This window comes from Desulfacinum hydrothermale DSM 13146 (assembly GCF_900176285.1).
GTDB classification, from domain to species: domain Bacteria; phylum Desulfobacterota; class Syntrophobacteria; order Syntrophobacterales; family DSM-9756; genus Desulfacinum; species Desulfacinum hydrothermale.
The window spans coordinates 89407-110083 of sequence record NZ_FWXF01000011.1; the positions used below are offsets into that span (position 1 = coordinate 89407).

The following is a 20677-nucleotide window of genomic DNA, read 5'->3' on the forward strand; positions in this document are numbered from 1 at the left end:
TTTGGGCGGACGGGCGATATTGGGGGCCGGCCCCGTGGAAGCCCGCCTGAAAACGCCTATCTTCAGCTTTCCCATGGTCTTTTGGACATCCCCGCCAAAGCGCGGGAATGTCTCATGTGCAGCCGGCGATGGGCTTCGGCCTTGGCGAGAGCGACCAGGCCAAAGACGCTTGGACGAGAGCCGTTTCGGGTCATGCCCTCCGCTCGGGCAGGACCAGGTTGAGAAGAACGCCGCAGATGCCCGCCAAACCGATCCCCTTGATGGTGAATTCTCCTGCGGAAAAGGCCATGCCGCCGATCCCGAAGACCACCACCAGGGCCACGATGGCCATGTTGCGGGGCTCCATGAGGTCTTCGCCGGCCCGCACCAGCGTGTTGAGGCCCACCACGGTGATGGCACCGAAAAGCAGAATGAGGATGCCCCCCATGACCGGAACGGGGATGGTCTGGAGCAGGGCGCCCAACTTGCCTACGAAGGCCAGCAAGATGGCGCAGCAGGAGGCGATGGTCATGATGGCCGGGTTGAAGATCTTGATGAGGGCCACCGCGCCGGTCACTTCCGAATAGGTGGTGTTGGGCGGGCCGCCCAGGAAGGCGGCAAGGGAGGTGGCCAGGCCGTCGCCCAGGAGGGTGCGGTGGATGCCGGGGTCCTTGAGGTAGTCCTTTCCGGTCACCGATCCGATGGCCAGGATGTCCCCGAAATGTTCGATGGCCGGGGCGATGGCCACCGGGGCGATGAAGAGAACGGCTTGCCAGTTCCACTGGGGAAAGACGAAATGGGGAACGTCGAACCAGGGGGCTTTCACGACCGGTTCAAAACTCACCAGTCCCAGGGGTATGGAAAGCAGGTAGCCCACCACGATGCCGCAGAGGATGGGGATGAGCCGAATCATGCCCCGTCCCAGCAAGGAGATCAGGATGGTGGTGGCCAAAGAGATCATGGAGACCACGAGGGCCGTCTTTTCGGGAACCAGAACCGCCGATCCGTCCCCGGTCTTTCCCAAGGCCATGTTGACGGCCACGGGGGCCAGGATGAGGCCGATGACCATGATCACAGGTCCCACCACCACCGGCGGGAGGATGCGCTCCAGGATCTTGCTTCCACGCCACAGGATGACCAGGCTGAAGATCACGTACACCACACCGGCGGCGGCCAGGCCGCACAGGGTGGCGGGAATGCCCCAGGTCTTCACACCGTAGATGATGGGAGCGATGAAGGCGAAAGAGGAGGCGAGAAAGACCGGGACCTTGCCTCGGGTGATGAGCTGAAAGAGCAGGGTGCCGGCACCGGCCGTAAAGAGCGCCACGTTGGGGTCCAGGCCTGTCAAGAGCGGTACCAGGACCAGGGCGCCGAAGGCCACGAAGAGCATCTGGGCACCCACCAGGGTGTCCTGGAATCGCAGGTGGTACTCGGTGGAATGAATGCCTTTTTCCATGAAAGATCCTCCTTTTGACCTACGTCGTTCTTGGAGTTTTCTCTCCCCGGGAGAAGGCAAAAAAAAAGCACGCTTAGCGTGCTTTTGGGAAAGCCTATTTGGTCCCGAAGATCTTGTCTCCGGCATCTCCCAGGCCGGGTAAAATGTAGCCGATGTCGTTGAGCTTTTCGTCCACGGCCGCCACGTACACGTCCACGTCGGGATGGGCCTTTTCCAGGCGCCGGATCCCTTCGGGGGCGGCCACCAGGAAGATGCCGCGGATGTTGGTGCAGCCGGCCTCTTTCAACAGATCCACCGTGAGCACCAAGGTGCCGCCGGTGGCCAGCATGGGATCCAGGATCAAAGCGATGCGCTCGTCCATCTTGTTGGCCAGCTTCACGTAGTAGCGCACCGGCTCCAGGGTCTCCTCGTTGCGGTAAAGCCCCACCACGCTCACCTTGGCGCCCGGGATGAGGTCCAGAACCCCGTCCATCATGCCCAGGCCGGCGCGCAGGATGGGCACCACGGTGATCTTCTTGCCCTTGATGCGTTCCACCTCCACCGGGCCGCTCCAACCCTGGATGGTTCGCTTTTCCGTTTCCAGATCCTTGGTGGCCTCGTAGGTGAGCAGTCGGGCCACCTCGGAGGCCAGTTCCCGGAAATCTTTGGTGCTGATGGTGTGCTTGCGCATAATGCCCAGTTTATGGCGGATCAGGGGATGTTGGACGACGTGAACGGCCACGGCGGTCTCCTTTCTTCGACGGCGTTCGGTTGCCTGTGTTAGGCGCAGCCTATAGAGGAAAGCTCCAGGGGTGTCAAGCCGTGAATCGATCCGGGCAGAGCCGAGCCCTGGGTCGTTGACGCGGGGAACGAAACGCTGCTAATCTATTGAAATCAATGGAATGATGGCCAGTGTCTCCATGGCGGAAACATGAGGGGAGGAAACCATGCGAGTTTACCTCATGCAGCATGCCCGACCGGTGCCCAAGGAAGAAAATCCCGCCCAACCCCTTTCCCCCCAGGGCGTTGGCGATGCCGAGGCCATGGGTTCGCGCCTTGCCGCGGCGGGGGTTTGCCCGGATGTCCTCTTTCACAGCCCCAAGGAGCGGGCGAAGGAAACGGCCCGCATTGTGCGTGAGAAACTGGGCGGATCGGGCCGGATGGTCGAACGCGACGATCTGGCGCCGCTGGCGGACCCGGGATCCGTTCTGGCCGACTTGGAGGCCGCATCCGGTGAGTGCCTGGTGGTGGGACACTTGCCCCACCTGGCACGACTGGCCACTCGACTCCTCACGGGCGGCCTTCGGGACGAACCGCCCCTCGTCAAGTTTGAGCAGGGGGCCGTGCTCTGCCTCGTCCGGGATGGGGAGGTTTGGAAGGTGGCCTGGATGCTCACCCCCCAATGGGCCGCAAAGGCCTGAAAGGCGGGGCAACCGACGGACGATGGCTGCCGGAGGCCTGTTCCAAGGTGCGATCATGGGGGACGCAGGCCGGGATCCGGGATGTGGCATGGGGATTAGGGGGTGAGAGTCTGGAAGAAGGGGGATCCCGAAGCGCGAGGGCGCTCCTGCGCAAGGCGGGCACCTTCTTCCAGCATAGGGAAACAGTTTCTCACGATGGGCACGGAGGCGGGTTGAAAGAGATGTTGCGGCTACAGAGTGCGTTGGGCCTGCTGATGCTGGTTTTGGTGGCATGGATGTTTTCGGAAGACAGGCACCGCTTGGCGTGGAGGGAGGTGGCGGGAGGGATCGTGCTCCAGATCGTCTTGGCCCTCATCCTGTTGAAGATGCCCGGAACGCGTCTCATCTTTTCCTTTCTCAATCAGGCGGTTCAAGCCCTTTCGGCGGCCACCGAAGCGGGAACCGGGTTCGTCTTTGGTTATCTGGGAGGGGGGGAGCCTCCCTTCCAGGTTCGGCCGGGGGCGTCCACCTATATCCTCGCGTTTCGGGGCCTTCCCTTGGTGCTGGTCATGAGCGCCTTGTCCTCCCTGCTCTTCCACTGGGGCGTCATTCCCCGGGTGGTCCGCGCCCTGGCCTGGATGCTCAAACGCACCACGGGGATCAGCGGCGTGGAGGCTCTGGGTGCGGCCGCCAACATCTTCGTGGGCATGGTGGAGGCTCCCATTCTGGTTCGCCCTTATTTGGAAAAGGTCAGCCGGAGTGAGCTGTTCACCATCATGGTGGCGGGCATGGCCACCATCGCCGGCACCGTCATGGTGCTTTACGCTTCCATCCTGGAGCCGGTCATGGACGGGGTCATGGGCCATCTGCTGGTGGCCTCCATCATCAGTGCCCCCGCCGCCGTGACGGTGAGCAAACTCATGGTGCCGCCCGTTGAGCGGGGTGTGGAAGGTGCCTTGCCCTTGGAGCGGGAGGCCCGGAGCGCCATGGATGCCTTGACCCAAGGGACCCTGGCCGGGCTGACCCTGCTGCTCAACATCATCGCCATGCTGATCGTGTTCGTAGCGCTGGTGCATCTGGCCAACATGGTCCTGGGGTTGGCGCCCGCCTGGGGGGGGGAGCCCTGGACCGTGCAGCGAATCTTGGGCGTGGTCATGGCGCCGGTCACGTGGCTCATGGGTATCCCCTGGTCCGAAGCGCGGACAGCGGGAAGTCTCATGGGGGTCAAGACGATTCTCAACGAGTTCTTGGCCTATCTCCAGATGGCGTCCCTGCCCGCCGACGTGCTCAGCCCCCGAAGCCGTCTCATCCTGACCTACGCCCTGTGCGGTTTCGCCAACATGGGATCCCTGGGCATCATGATCGGCGGCCTGGGGGCCATGGCTCCCGCTCGGCGCCCGGAAATCGTGGAGTTGGGGGTCCGCTCCATCGTGGCCGGGACTCTGGCCACCTGCATGACCGGGGCGATCATCGGGCTGCTGGTCTGAATCGAACCCGCAGATGACATTCCCAGGGCACGGGAGCGCACATGAGCACGAGTTTTGCCCGTGGCTGGATCCGTTTCTTTCCTGAAGGGCTTGGCGGCGAAAGATCTGGCCTCCGCACCAAATCCTTGGACGTTCAAGGGTGTTTTTGTGCGGTTTTCATTCCCGGTCCCCCTCTCGGGGTCTCGGTCCTCAAGGGTGATCCCGGCCGTGGGACTTGAGTCGTCGGGTGAGGGCCCTGTCCAGAGCGGAGGCGAAACGGCGCCGGTCGCTTTCGGTTAAGGGCCCCGAGCCGCCCGAGGCCAGGCCGGCGCCCCGCAGGTCGTGGAAGAAGTTTCGAAGGGAAAGGCGTTCCCCCACGTTTTCATCCGTGTAACATTGCCCGCGGGGGTCGATGGCCACGGCTCCCTTGTCCACCACCTGAGATGCCAGGGGAACATCGGCGGTGATGACCACATCTCCCGGCACCACGCGATCCACAATGGCCTGATCGGTCGCGTCGAAATCGCCGCTCACCTGCACCATGGTGACCAGCCCGGAGCGTGGCACGGCCAGCGGCCGGTTGGCCACCACGAAGACGGGAAGGCCCAGGCGCCGGCCCGCTCGAAAGACGATCTCCTTGATGTCCTTGGGACATCCGTCCGCATCGATCCAGATGTTCACGTGTTCTTCTCCCTGCATGCCTATTCTCAACGGGTGGAACCGTTCCCGTCGCCACGCTTCATACCACAAGTGCCGCCTGTCCCGGGAAAAATCGGTTGCCGCCGGAAGATCCTTGGTGTATGTCTGCCCAGCTTTGACCTACATCCTTAGAACCATCCTGCGAGGCATTCAACATCGTGACACACAGCAAAGAACCCAAGTCCCTTCGAAATATCGCCATCATCGCCCACGTGGACCACGGAAAAACGACCCTGGTGGATGCCATGTTCCGGCAAAGCGGTGTGTTGCGCGCTGGAAAGGAAGTGCCGGAGCGCCTCATGGACCGCCTGGACCTGGAGCGGGAACGGGGCATCACCATTGCCGCCAAGAACTGTTCCGTGACCTGGAGGGGGGTGAAGATCAACATCATCGATACCCCGGGCCACGCCGATTTCGGCGGCGAGGTGGAGCGGGCTCTGGCCATGGCGGACGGAGCGCTCCTTCTCGTGGACGCATCGGAAGGACCGTTGCCCCAGACCCGCTTTGTGCTCAAGAAGACGCTGGAGGCGGGTCTCAAGGTCCTGGTGGTCATCAACAAGGTGGATCGCAAAGACGCGCGTCCCAACCAGGTTTTGGACGAGATTTACGACCTTTTCATCGACTTGGACGCCACCGACGAACAGCTGGAATTTCCCGTGCTGTATGCCGTGGGCCGGGACGGGGTGGCGTCTCCGAGACTGGAAGAGCCGGGGCGGGATCTCAGTCCGCTTCTGGACGCCATCTTGGAAGAGATCCCCCCGCCTGGAGGAGATCCCCACGAACCGGCTCGCATGCTGGTGGCCGATCTGAGCTACAGCGATTACCTGGGCCGGCTGGCCATCGGCAGGATCGCCCACGGCACCATCCGGGCCGGGGACGTTCTGGTGCGTATCAACAAGGACGGCGAAAAACGTCCGCTCAAGTCCACCAAGCTGCAGGTCTATGACGGCATGGGCCTCAAGGACACCGATCGGGTCGAACCGGGGGATATCGTGGTGCTGGCCGGCATCGACGACGTGCTCATCGGGGACACCATCTGCACCGCCGACGCCCCCGGCCCCCTCAAACGGATTCGGGTGGATGAGCCCACCGTGTCCATGAAGTTCACCATCAACGACTCTCCCTTCGCCGGCCAGGAAGGCTCCATCGTTCAGTCGGGCAAGATCCGCGAGAGGCTCCACAAGGAGATGCTCCGCAACGTGTCCATCCGCGTGGTGGAGGCCGAGGACAAGGAGAGCTTCCTGGTCCAGGGACGCGGCGAATTCCAGATGGCCATCCTCATCGAAACCATGCGCCGGGAGGGCTTCGAATTGTGCGTGGGCCGTCCCCAGGTGATCTATCAGGAACGGAACGGCAGGCGCCTGGAGCCCATGGAACATCTCTTCGTGGACTGCGAAGAGAGCTTCATCGGCGTGGTGACGGAAAAGCTGTCCCTGCGACGAGGCACCCTCACCAATCTGGTCAACAAGGGGTCCGGTCGGGTGCGGATCGAATTCATGATCCCTTCCCGGGGTCTCATCGGCTACCGGGATGAATTTCTTACAGACACCAAGGGAACCGGGATCCTCAATTCCTACTTTGCCGGATACGACGAATATCGGGGTGATTTCCCCACCCGCTTCACCGGTTCCCTGGTTTCCGACCGCCAGGGCCGGGCCGTGGCCTATGCCCTCTACAACCTGGAACCGCGCGGGCGCCTCTTTGTCGTTCCCAACGACCCTGTCTATGAGGGGATGATCGTCGGCGAGCACAATCGGGAAAGCGACCTGAACGTCAATCCCTGCAAGGAAAAGAAGCTGAGCAACATGCGGGCCGCGGGAAAGGATGACAACGTGTTGCTCACGCCCGTCACCTCCCTGACCCTGGAACGAGCATTGCACTTCATTCGCGAAGACGAGATGGTGGAGGTGACGCCGCAGTCCATCCGGCTTCGAAAGACGGTCTTGGCCGCTTCGAAAAGGCCTCTGAAAAAGAAGTAGGCCGAGCCACTGTCATGGGCCCAGGCGCCGGAAGGCCCATACCTGGACGCAAGTGTGCGGGTCGGAGCCCGGCGTGGACGGAAAAGGCGTTGAGGCGCCTTCCAGGGTCCACCGACCCGCCTGTTCCAGCGCCTGGAACTTTTCTTGGAAGCCGCAGTTTGTGTAGGTGTGGCATCGGAGGGTGAAGACGATCGTGCCATTGGGGCGGGTGATGCGGACCAACTCATCAAAGGCCTTTGGGGGTGCGTGGCCCTGGGTAAAGACCCCCACGCTGATCACGGCATCAAAATAACGATCCGGAAAGGCGAGGGGTTCTCCCAACGTCATGGTCTGAAGGGTCTTGTACACGGACTTTTGGGAGGCGACCCGGAGCATCCCTTCGGACAGGTCGATGCCCACCAGGTTTTTGTAGCCCTTTTCGCACAAAAGTTCTCCCACCAGGCCGGTTCCGCAGCCGGCGTCGAGAATCAGCGCGTCGGAATCCGAAACGAACTGGGTCAGCTGGGCCACGGCCTTTTCAGGTCCCCGGTACCCGTGGACTTCCAGCAGATCCTGGTCATAGCCATCCGCCCATTGGTCGTAACGGCGGCGCAGCTCGTCGTTGTCCTTGGAAGAACAGATCCAGCGAACCCGATCCCTGCGGTCCATAGGGGCCCCCTTTCTTCCGGCCCTTGTAGCATGGCCGAGTCGGTGAAGGCAACGAAGCGGCATGGGGCGGCCCAACCAAAGAAAGCGGGCCAAGGCAGCGAACCGTCTCTTCCCGGAAGATCCGCCCGTTTGCGCGGAGGCCAGTCACCCGTTTTCCCCTCTTGCTTCCCACTGGGCCGCCTGATAATCTCCCGCTTCCATGAAGGGTGACCGAAAGGACGGGAAGGATGCATTTTCATGCCAAAGATAAGAAATTTCAGTATCATTGCTCATATAGATCACGGAAAGTCCACCCTGGCCGACCGCCTCATTCAGACGACGGGTCTTGTGAGTGAACGGGAGTTCCGCGACCAGATCCTGGACACCATGGATCTTGAGCGAGAGCGGGGCATCACCATCAAGAGCAACACGGTGACCCTGCCGTACGTGCGTCCCAACGGCGAAGAATACGCCTTGAACCTCATCGACACGCCGGGGCACGTGGACTTTTCCTATGAGGTTTCGCGGGCCTTGGCGTCCTGCGAAGGGGTTCTGCTCCTGGTGGACGCCTCCCAAGGAGTGGAGGCCCAAACCCTGGCCAATCTCTACGTGGCCATGGAACACGATCTCACCATCATCCCTGTCATCAATAAGATCGACTTGCCGTCGGCCGACGTGGAGCGGGTGAAGGGGGAGATCGAAAACGAGCTGGCCCTGGACGCGGACCAGGCGGTGCTTTGTTCGGCCAAGGAAGGGATGGGAATCCAGGATGTGCTGGAGGCCATCGTGGAGCGGATTCCGGAGCCCCAAGGGGATCTGGAGGCGCCCCTGGCGGCGCTCATTTTCGACGCCCACTACGATTCCTTCCGGGGGGCCATCATCGCCTGCCGCGTCTTCGACGGTTCCGTGAAGGCCGGGGACCGCATCCGGTTCATGTCCAACGGAGCGGTCCACAAGGTGGAGGAGGTGGGGGTCATGCGGCTCAAGCGGGAGCCGCGAAAGGTGCTGAAGGCCGGGGAGGTGGGCTATATCATCGCCGGCATCAAAACGGTGAGTGATGTGAGCATCGGCGACACCATCACCTTGGACGAAGACCCGGTGGCCGATCCGCTGCCCGGGTTCCGGGAAGTGAAACCGGTGGTCTTTTCGTCCATCTACCCGGTTTCTTCCGACGACTACCCCTCGCTGGCCGCGACGCTGGAAAAGTACAAACTCAACGATGCCGCTCTGGTCTACCAGAAGGATTCTTCGGCCGCTCTGGGACAGGGCTTTCGCTGCGGCTTTTTGGGGCTGCTCCACCTGGAGATCGTCCAGGAGCGCCTGGAGCGGGAATTCGACCAGTCCATCATCATGACGGTACCCAGCGTCCAGTATCGGTTCACGCTGGACACGGGAGAGACGGTCACGGTGGAAAACCCGCAGTACTACCCGGATCCGGTGCACATTCAGTCCACGGAAGAGCCCTTCATCCGGGCCAGTATCTTGTGTCCGGAGCGTTACATGGGCACCGTGATGAAGCTCTGTACGGAACGGAGGGGCCAAAACCCCCGGTTCAACGTCCCCATCCCGGGTCGGGTGGAGATTATCTTCGACATGCCCCTGGCGGAAGTGATCTACGACTTTTACGACCGGCTGAAGACGGTCACCCAGGGCTATGGTTCTTTCGACTACGAGGTTACCGACTACCGGCCCAGCGATCTGGTGAAGGTGGACTTCTTGGTGAACGGGGAGAGGGTGGACGCCCTGTCCATCATCGTTCACCGGGACCGGGCCCGCGCCTGGGCCGTGCAGGTCTGCGACCGGCTCAAGGAGGAAATTCCCCGTCACCAGTTCAAGATCGCCATCCAGGGCGCCATCGGCACCAAGATCATCGCCCGGTCCACCATCTCCGCCTTTCGAAAGGACGTGACGGCCAAGTGCTACGGCGGGGACATCACCCGCAAACGCAAGCTCCTGGAAAAGCAAAAGAAGGGCAAGAAGCGGATGAAGATGGTGGGGGCCGTGTCCATTCCCCAGAGCGCCTTCGTGGCCGTTTTGAAGACGGACAAGGAATAGGACGAACCGATGGTTTCGCCCCATGGCGGGAACGGCGCAAAGGCCCAAGCGATCCCGCAGGATGCCGTTGCCTCCAACGCTCCGGCGGGCCTGTACGTGCACGTGCCTTTCTGCCGCGGCAAATGCCCCTACTGCGATTTCTATTCGGAGCCGTCGCCGGCTCTGGCCTCCCGGTGGGTGGATGGGGTGCTGCGGGAGGCGGACCTGTACGGAGATCTCTTTTCCCGATTTGACACACTCTACCTGGGCGGCGGCACTCCCAGCTTTTTGAGTGGAGAAGATCTGGGTCGGCTTCTATCCGGCCTCCAACGGCGCTTTCGTTGGGAATCCTCGGTGGAGATCACCCTGGAGGCGAATCCCGACGATGTGACGCCCGAAAAGGCGGCGCTGTGGTGGGATCTGGGTATCAACCGCTTGAGCCTGGGCGTACAGTCCTTGGACGATGCCATGCTGGGGGTGCTGGGCCGCCGGCACACCGCCGCCCAGGCCGCCGCCGCGGTGGAAGCGGCAAGGCAGGCCGGCTTTACCAACCTGGGGCTGGACCTCATGTGGGGACTGCCGGGACAGAGCCTGGCCCAATGGCGCGAGACCATGGAGTCGGTTCTGGCCTTTTCGCCGGAACATCTTTCCTGTTACGAACTCACGCTGGAAAAGGGCACGGTCTTTTATCAAATGGCATGCCGGGGGGATCTATCTCTGCCTTCCCAAGCGCAATCCCGGCTCTTCTTTACCGCCACCTCCCGGTTTCTCCGCCAGCGCGGCTACGTGCATTACGAGATCTCCAACTTCGCCCGGGGGGATGTGTTTCGTTCCCGCCACAACCAAAAGTATTGGCGCCACGTGCCCTATCTGGGTCTGGGGCCTTCGGCCCATTCCTTCGATGGGCGGCGGCGCTGGTGGAATGCGCGTTCGGTCGAAACCTACTGTGAAATGGTGGAAGCGGGCGGATGGCCCGTGGCCGGAAGGGAGATCCCCGGACCGGAGGAGCGGCGCCTGGAGGCCCTCATGTTGGGGTTTCGAACGCGCGAAGGCGTGCCCCTGGCCCTGGTGGGAGACACCGACCGCGCCCGACGGGCCGTGACGACCACCGTCTCCCAGGGACTCCTGGAAGTTCAGCGGCAGCGCCTGCGCCCCACCCTGGCCGGCTGGCTCGTGGCGAACCGACTTCCCTTGCTCTTCGATTGAGCCGAGGGCTTGCGGATCGTCTGTCGGTTTTCTTTTTCCTCCTCCACGGTTAAAAAAAGCACCACGGGGACCATGGAATTTCAACGGGTTAGAAAGCCACAAAAGGACGAGAGGCCATTGTCAGACTGGCTCCCAGGGCACCCCCCATGGCTGCGGCGCTTCTCCCCGCTGGGAGGCCCATCACCCCCTGAGGTTCGCGGGCTGGGGCACACCCCGCCCGTCTTTGGTCATGACGATCTGCCAGAGTTGAATATGGCGGGCGCGAAAGGCACCGGCACACGACAGCAGGTAGTAGTCCCACATGCGTTTGAATCGCTCGTCATAGGTTTTCCGCAGCTCCGGCCAGGCCCGTTGGAAACGGGCGTGCCAGGCCATGAGGGTCCGGTCGTAATGGGGCGCCAGATTGTGCCAGTCTTCGATGACAAAGAGGCCCTCTGCGGCCCGGGCGATCTGGGCCATGCTTGGCAGCATGCCGTTGGGAAAGATGTAGCGGCTGATCCACGGATCGCAGGTAAATTGGGAGAAGTTGCTGCCGATGGTGTGGAGTAGAAAGATGCCGTCGTCTTTCAGACATCGGTGCACGAGCCTCATGAAGGTCCGATAGTTCTTGGCTCCCACGTGTTCGAACATGCCCACGGAAACGATCTTGTCGTAGACTCCCGGGATGTCCCGGTAGTCGCAGTCCAGGAATCGAACCGGCAGGTCCCGGCACCATGAGCGGGCGTATTGAAGTTGTTCCGAGGAAATGTTCACCCCGGTCACGGTGCAACCCACCTGTTCCGCCATGTATTTGGCCAGCCCGCCCCAGCCGCAGCCGATGTCCAGCAGATGATCCGTGTTTTCCAGGTGGAGCTTCCGGCGGATGAGGTCGAGCTTGTTGACCTGGGCTTGGGCCAGGTCGTCGGTTTGGTGGAAATAGGCGCAGCTGTACTGCTTGTAGGGATCCAAGAAGGAAAAGAAAAGATCGTTTCCCAGGTCGTAATGGCGTTGGGCGATGATCCTGGATCGCGAACGCGACTGCAGGTTGAGAATAAAGGCCGGTGCCAGGCGCAGCAGGTATTTCAGGTTGGTCTTGACTTTGCGCTCGGCGTCGCTGGTAAGAAGCCGATGGAAGAAGACATCCAGTTGGGGACAATCCCACCAGCCGTCCATGTAGGCCTCACCCAGGCCCAGGTTCCTGTCTGTCAGGACCCGTTGGTAAAATGCGGGGTTGTGAACCTGAATATCGGAAGGCGCCGGTCCGTCCACATGGATTCCGGCGTCGCGCAGGATGGTCTCTATCAGCTCTTTGCTCATGATCCCCTCCAGCGTTCAAATAATAAGGGCCGACGGCCAAGCTTCTAAACTAATGATAGGCCATTTGCCCCATGATCGGTCAAGGGGCTGTCAAGAAAACATGGGAATCGATTGTGTTACCCTTAGGTTGAGGATACTCCCCACCCCTTTTACCATGAGCGGATCTTTGCCATGTTCTGTGACGGAGACCGCGCGAAAGAAAGGCGCTTTCCCGGATCGTGTGGTAGCGGTTTGGGGCTTGCCGAACCGCCCTCCGCGCCGCATCCGTCTGAAGATGAAGATCAGACTTTTGGAATCTTTTCCCCTTCCGCACCCAAGAGCGAAGAGCCCAAAAAAAGATCGCGAAAGGAGCACCTGTGACCCCTTTGGGTGGGATTCATTGGATGGAATTCAGCGGTTGGGATCCAGGGCTTTGTGCAAACTGGGGTCCAGGCGGCTGCCGGAAAGGAGCTGGGAGACCATCTCCCCTGTGACCGGTCCGAGGAAGATGCCCTTGGTGGCATGTCCCGTGGCCACCACCACATTGTGGGGGCGCCGCAGCCTGCCGATGATCGGAAGCCCGTCGGGGGTGCAGGGCCGGAATCCGCGCCAGATTTCCCGTACTTTGAGCGGACCGAGCCCCGGCAGGATCCTGCGTAGATCGTGCTCCATGGCGGCGATCCGTCGCGCCGAGAGGCGATCGTCCAGGCCGGAAAGTTCCAGGACGCCGGCGAGCCGGAGGGAGTCCGCAAACGGGGTGACGGCCACGCGGGCTTCTTCCAGAAGTAGGGGAAGGGACACGGTTTTGGCCGGCTTTTCGTAGGTGATGCTGTATCCCTTGGCGGCCTCCACGGGAAGCCGGCGGCCCAGCATGGCGCCCAGTCGACCCGTCCAGGCCCCGGCGGCCAGCACGAACTGGTCGGCCTCCATGGGGCCTTTGGTGGTCTGGAGGCGCCGCACCCCGGTCCCGGCCAGAGACGCCCCGAAGACCTCCGTCCCTTCCAGGATTCGCCCTCCGGCCCGGCGCACCTCATCTGCCAGCCAGGAGATGAAGGCCGCCGGATGGAGCCGTCCGTCGGGTTCTTGGAACACACCGCCCGCGATGCAAGAGCCGGCTGCGGGAACCAGGTCCCGGACCTGGTCGGCGTCCAGAACGCGGGCCGGACGCCCCGAACGGGCAAGCTCTTCCGCCTCTCTGGCCGCCGCTTCCAGGGACTGTGGGGTTTCATGGATGCAAAGCAGACCATTTCGGGAGTATTCGTAGGCTTGACCGCCTTGTCGGACCAGATCGTCGTGGAGCACCAGGCTTCTGTCCGCCAGGACCCGGTAGATACCCACGGCGTAGCGCACATGGTCCGTGCGGCTGTGGCGCACGAACCTTGCGAGCCAGGCCATCCGCCAGGGATCGGCGGAAAGGTCGATGGAAAAGGAGCCGGTGGGATTGGCCAGGTGGCGAAGGCCCTCCCGCACATTTGCCGGAGAGCAAAGCGGCTGCAGGTGGCTGGGCACAACGAGGCCAGCGTTTCCATAGGAGCTTCCCGCCGGCAGTTGCCCCTTTTCCAGCACGGTCACCGCCGCCCCTTGACGTGCCAGGTAGTAGGCGCTCGTGAGTCCCATCACGCCCCCACCCACAATCACCACATCCGGCTTTTGTGCCCCCATTGCTGTTGCCATTCCCGATTCTCCTTCTGCATCCCAAACGGTTGTCCGATCCGTGCCACCACGACCCCATCATGCCATCAGCCGGAGGTGTTTGTCATTTTTCATTTCCTGATCCAGTCCGTCACCAAAGCTTTCAGGCCGACGAGAACCCAGCAGCCTCGGACGATTGGTCCGGAAAGGGGATTGTGAGGGGACGGCTTGTTTGAGATCGCAGCCGCTGCTATAGGTGATCGGTAAAGGAGGAGATGAAACATGCACATCGGCGTGCTCAAGGAGGTCAAGCCGGATGAGTACCGGGTGCCGGTGCTTCCGGGAAACGTGCGGGAGCTGCTTCAGACCGGCCACGAAGTCACGGTCGAAAGCGGGGCCGGGGCCGGGGCCGGCTTTCTGGATGAGGCCTATCGGGAAGCGGGCGCTCACGTGGTGTCCACGGCCTGGGAGCTCAGTGAGGCGGCGGATCTGCTGGTGAAGGTGAAGGAACCCGTGGAAGACGAGTTTGCCATCTTTCGGCCCGGGCAGATCCTCTTTTGCTACCTTCATAGCGAAACGCGCCCCAAGCTGGTGGACATGCTTCTGGAAAGGCGTCTGACGGCCGTTGCCTTCGAAAACGTCCGGGAATCGGACGGATCGGCTCCGTTGCTTCGTCCTATGAGCGTCATCGCGGGACAGCAGGCCGTGCTCCAGGGAATGCAGTTTTTGTGGAACCACCGGGGCGGGGTGGGAAAGAGCCTGGTGGTCTACCCGGGCTTGGAGGCTCCGGTGGTGGTTGTGCTGGGTGCGGGGGTGGCCGGCCGTGAGGCGGCTCGGGTGGCCGCGGCCTTGGGATGCCGGGTGCACGTCTTCGAAATCAACCAGCACACCATCAACGCCTGGGCTCCAATGGCCCCCCCCAATGTGCATCTTCACAACGTCCACGGGGTGGATCCGGCACCGTACGTGATCACGGCCGACATGGTGGTCAACACGGCCACGGTGCCACCGCATAGCCACCGCCACCTCATCGACCGGCACCTGGTGCGGCGAATGAAAAAGGGCAGCGTCATCGTGGACGTGACCGCCAACCTTCAGGGGGCCGTGGAGACCATCGATCGTTACACCACCCATTCCGATCCCGTCTGGGAGGTGGACGGTGTGATCCATTTTGCCGTGACCAACATCCCGGGAGCGGTGGCCCACACGGCGTCCCAGGCCCTGGCCCTGGAAGTCTATCCCTACTTGAGGCTTCTGGCCGATCATGGTATCCCTGAAGCGTTCCATCGGTGCGGCGCTCTTTTGGAAGGTGTCACCGCCATGGGCGGATGCCTCACCTGGCGCGAAGCCGGCGTCTTTCAGGGGAGGTCCTGGATGCCGCCCGAAAAGGCCTTGGAAAGCCTTTGGCCCGTGTGAACGTTGCACCAAGTCCAAAGCAGCCCGTCGTGGAGGGCGCTGGTCCCGGCACCTTGATGCTCCACGGCAAGCGCTTGTTCGCAACCGGACCGGCCCAGTCCCCGCTCCCGCCGATCCTCACCGGATGGACGACCGGGTCCAGGCACCACTTGAGGTTTGATCCTTTTCGCTGAAAAACTTTTTCCCCCGTGTCTCGGGTCGTTTCAGGAAACGCCGGCGTTTTCTTAACCGATGTATCCGGTTGGGTTCTTGGAATCTGGAAGGTCTCACCCCCCAAGAGGGGCCGGCCTGGCACAAGATCATGACGGTGTTTTCGGTGGGCGTCTTGACAACCCAAACCCAAGGGAGGGAGCATCATGAGACGATGGACCCAAAGGCTAGGCGTGTTCGCATTGCTGGCGGTGTTTCTGTGCGGTCTGAGCGTTCCGGCGGCGGCCGACACACTCCAGGAGATCGTTCAGCGCGGCGAACTGCGGGTGGCGGTCCAGACCCAAGGGCCTCCGTTCAGTTTCGTGGACAAGAACGGGGTGCGCACAGGCAGCTCCGTGGAATTTTGCAAGCTCATGGCCCAGGAAATGGGTGTCAAGGTGAAGTTCCTGGACTACGATTGGGATGGTCTCATCCCCGCGCTGCTTTCCAAGAAGGCGGACCTTCTGGCCGCCGACATGACGGCCACCTTGAAGCGGGCGCTCAAGGTCTCCTTTACGGAGCCCTTCTACTACACGGGTGCCGTGGTCTTTACCAAAAAGGGCCGGGCCTTTAAGACCATCGAGGACTGCAACAAGGAAGATGTGACCATCGCGGTCCTCCTGGGAAGCACCGGCGAGGCGGAGGCCAAGCGCTTCTTCCCCAAGGCCAAGATCAAGTCCTACAAAGGCGGCGGCCCCTTGCTCATCAACGCCGTGCTGGCGGGACATGCGGATATCGGCGTGAACGACGAAACCGCCGTGGTGGGGCAGATGCAGGAATTTCCTCCCAACAGCATCGAAATCCTTCCCATCCGCCTATCCAAACAGCCTCTGGCCTTCGCCGTGCGCCCGGAAGACACCCATCTTCTGCAGTGGATCAACCTCTTCTTCCAGTGGGTTCGGGAAGACGGCCGTTATGACCAAAACATCAACTACTGGGTGAAATCCCTGGATTGGAAAAAAGAGCACTAGGGGACTGCCGACAAGGGGCTTTTTGCCTTTTGGCGGATTTCTAACTGGTTGCAATTCTCCTGTTCCCTGTGGTGTTTTTGGAGCCTTGTAGGGGCGGGTTCGGAACCCGCCCCTATCTCCCGAAGGCCAGGCCGGTAGCGCGTGCGCGCTTGGTAGCCCAAGCTTCCGTCTGCGCAAAGAGGAAGGAACTTGGGCGTTCTCAGACAAGCTCCCACGGGATCGGGGCAAAACGGAGCCGCCATGCTGGAAGCCTTCAATTTTCGGGTGCTCTTGGACTACCTGCCGCTCTTTCTCAAGGGGATGTGGGCCACGGCATGGCTTTCCGGCCTGTCTCTTGCCGGGGCCCTGGTGGTGGGCACCTTGGCCTGCGGGGGGCGATTGTCCCGATTTCGTCTCCTTTCGGCCTTGGCCGGTGCCTACATCGAAGCCATCCGCTCCACGCCGCTACTGGCCCAGCTCTACTTTCTCTACTTTGGGCTTCCCAGCCTGGGGGTGCGGCTGCCGGAGTACCAGACGGGAATCCTGGCTCTATCGCTCAACAGCGGAGCCTATATGGCTGAAATCATTCGGGCCGGGGTCTTGTCCGTTTCCTGGGGTCAGATCGAAGCGGCCATGGCCTACGGGCTCAACTACTTCCAGCGCATGCGCTACGTGGTGCTGCCCCAGGCCCTGGGAGTCACCATCCCGCCGCTGCTGGGCCAGGCCATCGTGCTGGTGAAGGACAGCGCTCTGCTCTCGCTCATTTCGGTTTTCGAACTCACGCGGGCCGGACAGATCATCACGTCCGAGCGGTTCATGCCCGCCGAGGGCTTTTTCACCACGGCTCTGCTCTATCTGCTCATCTACTACGCCCTCAAGGCCTTTTCATCCTGGTGGCAGAAGCGGCTCATCTTCGTTCAACCGGCATAGGAAGGGGCGTCCCCGGCCATGTGGCTCTACTATTTCCAACAGCTTGTTCACACCTTTCCTTTCTTCCTCAAGGGCCTGTGGATGACCGTGGCTGTGTCGGGCCTGAGCCTCATCATGGGAACGATGATCGGCTTTACGGCCGGTATCGTCCGGGCCTCCCGGGTGCCGGTGTTGGGAAAGTTGCTCTTCGTCTACGTGGATTTCATGCGCGGTACGCCCTTTCTGGTTCAGGTGTTTATCATCTTTTTCATCCTGCCCGAATGGGGGCTTCAGCTGGAAGCCTTTTCCGCCGCCGTTTTGGCCCTCACGCTCTACGCCGGGGCCTACATCTGCGAGATCGTGTCCGGGGGGATCACGGCGGTGCCTCCCGGCCAGAGCGAGGCCGCCAAGGCCACGGGACTCAATTGGTTCCAGCGTATGCGCCACGTGGTGTTGCCCCAGGCCATGAAGACGATTCTGCCGCCCCTGGTGGGCCAATATGTGCTGCTTGTGAAAGACTCTTCGGTGGTGTCTGTGATCGGTGTCACGGACGTCACTCGGGTGGGATGGTTCACGGTGCAGCGCATCCCCGAGGGGCTCATGGTCTTCGGGCTGGTGGGCCTCCTCTACTTCGTGGTCTGTTACCCCCTGATCCGCCTGGCCAACCAGCTGGAAAAGAGGCTCCGGGTGGATTTCGGCGGGCTGTAGGTGATGGAGTGATAAGGAGATTCAACGGAGAGGACCAACATGAAGGTGCTGGTGACGGCAAGGCTTCCGGAGGCCGTGGTGGGAAAGATCCGTGAGGCGGGTCATGAGGTGGACATGCACCTTCACATGGCCCCCCTGGAGCGCGACCAGCTTCTGAACCGCATGGAAGGGGTGGCGGGGCTCTTGAGCACCATCACGGACCGGATCGACGGGGAGGTGTTCGACAGAGCCCCGGGGCTTCGGGTGGTGGCCAACTACGGAGTGGGCTTCGACCACATCGACGTGGCGGAGGCCACCCGCCGGGGCATCCTGGTCACCAACACGCCGGGGGTTTTGACCGACGCCACGGCCGATCTGACCTTCGCCCTCATCCTGGCCGTGGCCCGGCGGGTGGTGGAGGGAGATCATCGAACCCGATCCGGCAAGTTCCAGTTTTGGGCGCCGCTCCATTTTCTCGGGACGGAAGTGAGCGGCAAGACCCTGGGCATTGTGGGCTTGGGAAGGATCGGAAGGGCGGTGGCCCGCCGGGCCCGGGGCTTCGATATGCAGGTGCTCTACACCGCACGAAAGCCGCTGGGCCGGGACGAGGAGGAGCGGCTCGGCGTTCGCTTTGCCCCGTTGGACCAACTCTTGGCAAGGTCCGATTTCGTCTCACTCCACGTGCCCCTCACACCGGAAACCCACCACTTGATCGGAGCCCGGGAACTGTCGCTCATGAAGCCGTTCGCCTATCTCATCAACACGGCCCGCGGCCCCGTGGTGGATGAAACGGCCTTGCTGGAAGCGCTCCGGCAGAGGCGTATCGGGGGAGCCGGTCTGGACGTCTATGAAAACGAGCCCCAGCTCACACCGGGCCTGGCCGATCTCCAAAACGTGGTGCTCCTGCCGCACGTGGGAAGCGCCACCGTGGAAACCCGCACCCGCATGGCCCAGATGGCCGTGGAAAATCTCCTGGCGGGCCTGTCGGGTCATCGCCCTCCCCATGGTCTCAACTGGGAGGCGGTGCAAGGGAAAAGGGGTAAAGGGCGCTGACGGCGAACCCTGGCGGGCCTGGTCTTTAGTGCGTTCGGGGAATCGGAAACACGACGTGGGTGCCGATCGGGCCGAGTGCCTGCCCGATGGCACCGGGGGTGCTGAAGCTTCGCGGGTATTGCGCCGAGCTTGGAACCAAGGCGGCCGTCCGGCTTTTCCAGGCCGCTACCGCTCCAAGATCCTCCCGGTGGCGGCGTGCAGCTGTACCCACGCATCTTCCAGGTTGTGCCGGGCCTGGGCCAGCTGGCTTTGGGCCTGCACCAGGTCCCGCTGGGCCTGGGTGAGCCGCACCAGGGACGCTTGTCCTTCCGCGTATTCCTTTTCCACCAGATCCCGCGTTTGAAGCACCAGCCGGGCGTTTTGGCGCTGGAGCCGAAGCTGTTTCTGGGCGGCCAGGACCCGCGCCACGGCGCTTTGGACCTGGGAAGCCGCTTCGGTCATGGTGTTTTCGAGCACATGGTGCGCTTCCACTTCAGCGTGCCGGGCTTCCCGGTATCCCGCCAGGTCCGCTCCCCCGGAAAAGAGGGGAACGCTCACGCGCACTCCCACGGAAGCGGAAAAGTCGTCTTCTTCCAGGCGAGCGTTACCGTAGCGGGTTCCTTCCAGGTTTCCGAAGACACTCAAAGAAGGAAAGAAACGGGCACGAGCCACTCCCACGCCCGCTCGGGCTCCCAGCCGGGCCATGCGAGCCGCCTTCACGTCGGGGCGATGTTCCAGGGCGTAGGCCACCTGGTCCTGTGCCTTGGGAGGCTTGAGCCGGTCTGCGGGTGCTTCCTCAAGCGGGGCCAGGCGAACCTCCGACCCCAGGGCTCCATCCGGTAGGCCCAGGAGTGCTGCCAGGCCCGACAGGGCCACCCGGAAATCGCGTTGCGCTTCGATCTTTCTGGCTCGGGCCAGATTGACCTGGACCTGAAAGTTGAGCACATCGCTCAAGGAACCGGCCCCGGCGGCTTCACGGGCGCGGGCCTCGTCCAGTTGGCGTTGGTTGAAGGCCTCGTCGGCTTGGGCGATGGCCACATTTTCCAAGGTCAGTTGCGCCGAGTGGAAACTGGAGGAGACGGCGGCCAGCAAGAGACGTTGGGCCTCCTGGAAAGCGGCTTCGGAGCGACGCTTGTCGAAGCGGGCCGCAGCCAGGGCAAATTCCCTGCGGAAACCGTCGAACAAGGTCCAGGTGGCCGAAAGGGACGCGCTGTAGGTGTCTTCATCGTCGAGGCCGGAGATGGAAGAAAGGGAGGACGTTCCCGCTCCGGTTCCGGAAAATGCGCCCAGGGTTCCCCCATTTTCCGGATATTCGGTGTGGGTGGCCCCGATGGATGCCTCCAGCAGGGGGGAATAGCCCGCCCAGGCCTGACGGATTCGTTGCCTCGCCTGTTCCACTCTCTCCGCGGCCGCGGCCAGGGAAGGATTCTGTTCCAGGGCGATCCGCTGTGCGGTCTCCAGGTCCAGGACGTGCGGCACCCGGCGCGGCCGAGTCCGCTCGGCGGCGGGACTTTCCGCATGGGCCTGCAAACAGGTGAACAGGACGGCAAGAAGGGCCAGCACAAAGGCCGGTTTCTGGACGCGGTCCCATGGGACGGTGATACTCCACAGGGTGTTGATCGGCAAGCGCATGGCGGGCGATCCTTTTGGTTGAAATCACCGAGTTGCTTCCAGCGGCTTCAGGGCTTTTTCATGGCTTTGCCGGCGGCCCTCACAACAAAGCAGTGCAGCCGCCGGGGCAATCGTCACTCCACACGCACGA

At 62.3% G+C, this 20677-nt stretch carries 17 protein-coding genes; 10 read left to right on the forward strand and 7 right to left on the reverse strand.

All coding sequences use genetic code 11. The features are described from left to right. Positions 1–190: 190 nt before the first annotated feature. On the reverse strand, positions 191–1435 hold the full coding sequence (locus tag B9A12_RS10745; RefSeq protein ID WP_084057897.1) for a uracil-xanthine permease family protein: 1245 nt from the start codon (positions 1433–1435) through the stop codon (positions 191–193). Positions 1436–1529: 94 nt separating this feature from the next. Next, entirely contained in the window at positions 1530–2156 is a 627-nt protein-coding gene (gene upp, locus B9A12_RS10750) for a uracil phosphoribosyltransferase (RefSeq protein WP_084057898.1), read from the reverse strand. Between the two features lie 205 nt (positions 2157–2361). On the opposite strand from upp, the gene sixA reads away from it, so the two are divergent. Beyond that, the gene (sixA, locus tag B9A12_RS10755) at positions 2362–2835 is read left to right on the forward strand and encodes a phosphohistidine phosphatase SixA (RefSeq protein ID WP_084057899.1); all 474 of its coding nucleotides are present in this window, start codon (positions 2362–2364) and stop codon (positions 2833–2835) included. Between the two features lie 221 nt (positions 2836–3056). Further along, positions 3057–4301 (forward strand): NupC/NupG family nucleoside CNT transporter, encoded by a 1245-nt coding sequence (locus B9A12_RS10760; protein ID WP_084057935.1) that lies wholly within the window; start codon positions 3057–3059, stop codon positions 4299–4301. Between the two features lie 189 nt (positions 4302–4490). Here B9A12_RS10760 and B9A12_RS10765 read toward each other — a convergent pair whose 3' ends face one another. Further along, positions 4491–4961, reverse strand: a complete 471-nt coding sequence (locus tag B9A12_RS10765) for a YaiI/YqxD family protein (RefSeq protein ID WP_084057936.1) — start codon at positions 4959–4961, stop codon at positions 4491–4493. 176 nt (positions 4962–5137) lie between these two features. Here B9A12_RS10765 and typA point away from each other — a divergent pair, with 176 nt between their 5' ends. After that, positions 5138–6958, forward strand: a complete 1821-nt coding sequence (gene typA / locus B9A12_RS10770; RefSeq protein ID WP_084057900.1) for a translational GTPase TypA — start codon at positions 5138–5140, stop codon at positions 6956–6958. Between the two features lie 12 nt (positions 6959–6970). On the opposite strand, the gene B9A12_RS10775 is transcribed toward typA, so the two are convergent. Continuing rightward, positions 6971–7606, reverse strand: coding sequence for a class I SAM-dependent DNA methyltransferase (locus tag B9A12_RS10775; RefSeq protein WP_084057901.1), 636 nt, complete (start codon positions 7604–7606; stop codon positions 6971–6973). 237 nt (positions 7607–7843) lie between these two features. Between B9A12_RS10775 and lepA the strand changes: the two genes are divergently transcribed. Both lepA and hemW read left to right on the forward strand, forming a co-directional pair. Beyond that, positions 7844–9640, forward strand: coding sequence for a translation elongation factor 4 (gene lepA, locus B9A12_RS10780; protein ID WP_084057902.1), 1797 nt, complete (start codon positions 7844–7846; stop codon positions 9638–9640). A 9-nt stretch (positions 9641–9649) separates the two neighbouring features. Then, entirely contained in the window at positions 9650–10825 is a 1176-nt protein-coding gene (gene hemW, locus B9A12_RS10785; protein ID WP_084057903.1) for a radical SAM family heme chaperone HemW, read from the forward strand. Positions 10826–11005: 180 nt separating this feature from the next. Here hemW and cfa read toward each other — a convergent pair whose 3' ends face one another. Both cfa and B9A12_RS10795 read right to left on the reverse strand, forming a co-directional pair. Beyond that, positions 11006–12121, reverse strand: a complete 1116-nt coding sequence (gene cfa, locus B9A12_RS10790; RefSeq protein ID WP_084057904.1) for a cyclopropane fatty acyl phospholipid synthase — start codon at positions 12119–12121, stop codon at positions 11006–11008. Between the two features lie 390 nt (positions 12122–12511). Continuing rightward, entirely contained in the window at positions 12512–13774 is a 1263-nt protein-coding gene (locus tag B9A12_RS10795; protein ID WP_084057905.1) for an NAD(P)/FAD-dependent oxidoreductase, read from the reverse strand. 240 nt (positions 13775–14014) lie between these two features. Here B9A12_RS10795 and B9A12_RS10800 point away from each other — a divergent pair, with 240 nt between their 5' ends. The 5 genes from B9A12_RS10800 to B9A12_RS10820 all read left to right on the forward strand — a co-directional run bounded on the left by B9A12_RS10800 (position 14015) and on the right by B9A12_RS10820 (position 18936). Beyond that, complete coding sequence (locus B9A12_RS10800) at positions 14015–15148, forward strand: NAD(P)-dependent oxidoreductase (protein WP_084057906.1); 1134 nt, start codon at positions 14015–14017, stop codon at positions 15146–15148. Between the two features lie 356 nt (positions 15149–15504). After that, entirely contained in the window at positions 15505–16308 is an 804-nt protein-coding gene (locus B9A12_RS10805; RefSeq protein WP_084057907.1) for an ABC transporter substrate-binding protein, read from the forward strand. Positions 16309–16548: 240 nt separating this feature from the next. After that, positions 16549–17217, forward strand: a complete 669-nt coding sequence (locus B9A12_RS10810) for an amino acid ABC transporter permease (RefSeq protein ID WP_084057908.1) — start codon at positions 16549–16551, stop codon at positions 17215–17217. Positions 17218–17235: 18 nt separating this feature from the next. Further along, positions 17236–17904, forward strand: coding sequence for an amino acid ABC transporter permease (locus tag B9A12_RS10815; RefSeq protein ID WP_084057909.1), 669 nt, complete (start codon positions 17236–17238; stop codon positions 17902–17904). Positions 17905–17943: 39 nt separating this feature from the next. Beyond that, positions 17944–18936, forward strand: coding sequence for a 2-hydroxyacid dehydrogenase (locus B9A12_RS10820; protein ID WP_084057910.1), 993 nt, complete (start codon positions 17944–17946; stop codon positions 18934–18936). A gap of 165 nt (positions 18937–19101) precedes the next feature. Here B9A12_RS10820 and B9A12_RS10825 read toward each other — a convergent pair whose 3' ends face one another. Further along, positions 19102–20547: a TolC family protein gene (locus B9A12_RS10825; RefSeq protein WP_084057911.1), complete on the reverse strand. Its 1446-nt coding sequence runs from the start codon at positions 20545–20547 to the stop codon at positions 19102–19104. Positions 20548–20677 lie beyond the last annotated feature (130 nt).

Excerpts from the sequence above, each read along its gene's own strand:
- B9A12_RS10745 (WP_084057897.1), bottom strand. The coding sequence starts at position 1,435 with ATGGAAAAAGGCATTCATTCCACCGAGTACCACCTGCGATTCCAGGAC.
- sixA (WP_084057899.1), top strand. The coding sequence starts at position 2,362 with ATGCGAGTTTACCTCATGCAGCATGCCCGACCGGTGCCCAAGGAAGAA.
- B9A12_RS10760 (WP_084057935.1), top strand. The coding sequence starts at position 3,057 with ATGTTGCGGCTACAGAGTGCGTTGGGCCTGCTGATGCTGGTTTTGGTG.
- B9A12_RS10775 (WP_084057901.1), bottom strand. The coding sequence starts at position 7,606 with ATGGACCGCAGGGATCGGGTTCGCTGGATCTGTTCTTCCAAGGACAAC.
- lepA (WP_084057902.1), top strand. The coding sequence starts at position 7,844 with ATGCCAAAGATAAGAAATTTCAGTATCATTGCTCATATAGATCACGGA.
- hemW (WP_084057903.1), top strand. The coding sequence starts at position 9,650 with ATGGTTTCGCCCCATGGCGGGAACGGCGCAAAGGCCCAAGCGATCCCG.
- cfa (WP_084057904.1), bottom strand. The coding sequence starts at position 12,121 with ATGAGCAAAGAGCTGATAGAGACCATCCTGCGCGACGCCGGAATCCAT.
- B9A12_RS10795 (WP_084057905.1), bottom strand. The coding sequence starts at position 13,774 with ATGGCAACAGCAATGGGGGCACAAAAGCCGGATGTGGTGATTGTGGGT.
- B9A12_RS10800 (WP_084057906.1), top strand. The coding sequence starts at position 14,015 with ATGCACATCGGCGTGCTCAAGGAGGTCAAGCCGGATGAGTACCGGGTG.
- B9A12_RS10805 (WP_084057907.1), top strand. The coding sequence starts at position 15,505 with ATGAGACGATGGACCCAAAGGCTAGGCGTGTTCGCATTGCTGGCGGTG.
- B9A12_RS10810 (WP_084057908.1), top strand. The coding sequence starts at position 16,549 with ATGCTGGAAGCCTTCAATTTTCGGGTGCTCTTGGACTACCTGCCGCTC.
- B9A12_RS10815 (WP_084057909.1), top strand. The coding sequence starts at position 17,236 with ATGTGGCTCTACTATTTCCAACAGCTTGTTCACACCTTTCCTTTCTTC.
- B9A12_RS10820 (WP_084057910.1), top strand. The coding sequence starts at position 17,944 with ATGAAGGTGCTGGTGACGGCAAGGCTTCCGGAGGCCGTGGTGGGAAAG.
- B9A12_RS10825 (WP_084057911.1), bottom strand. The coding sequence starts at position 20,547 with ATGCGCTTGCCGATCAACACCCTGTGGAGTATCACCGTCCCATGGGAC.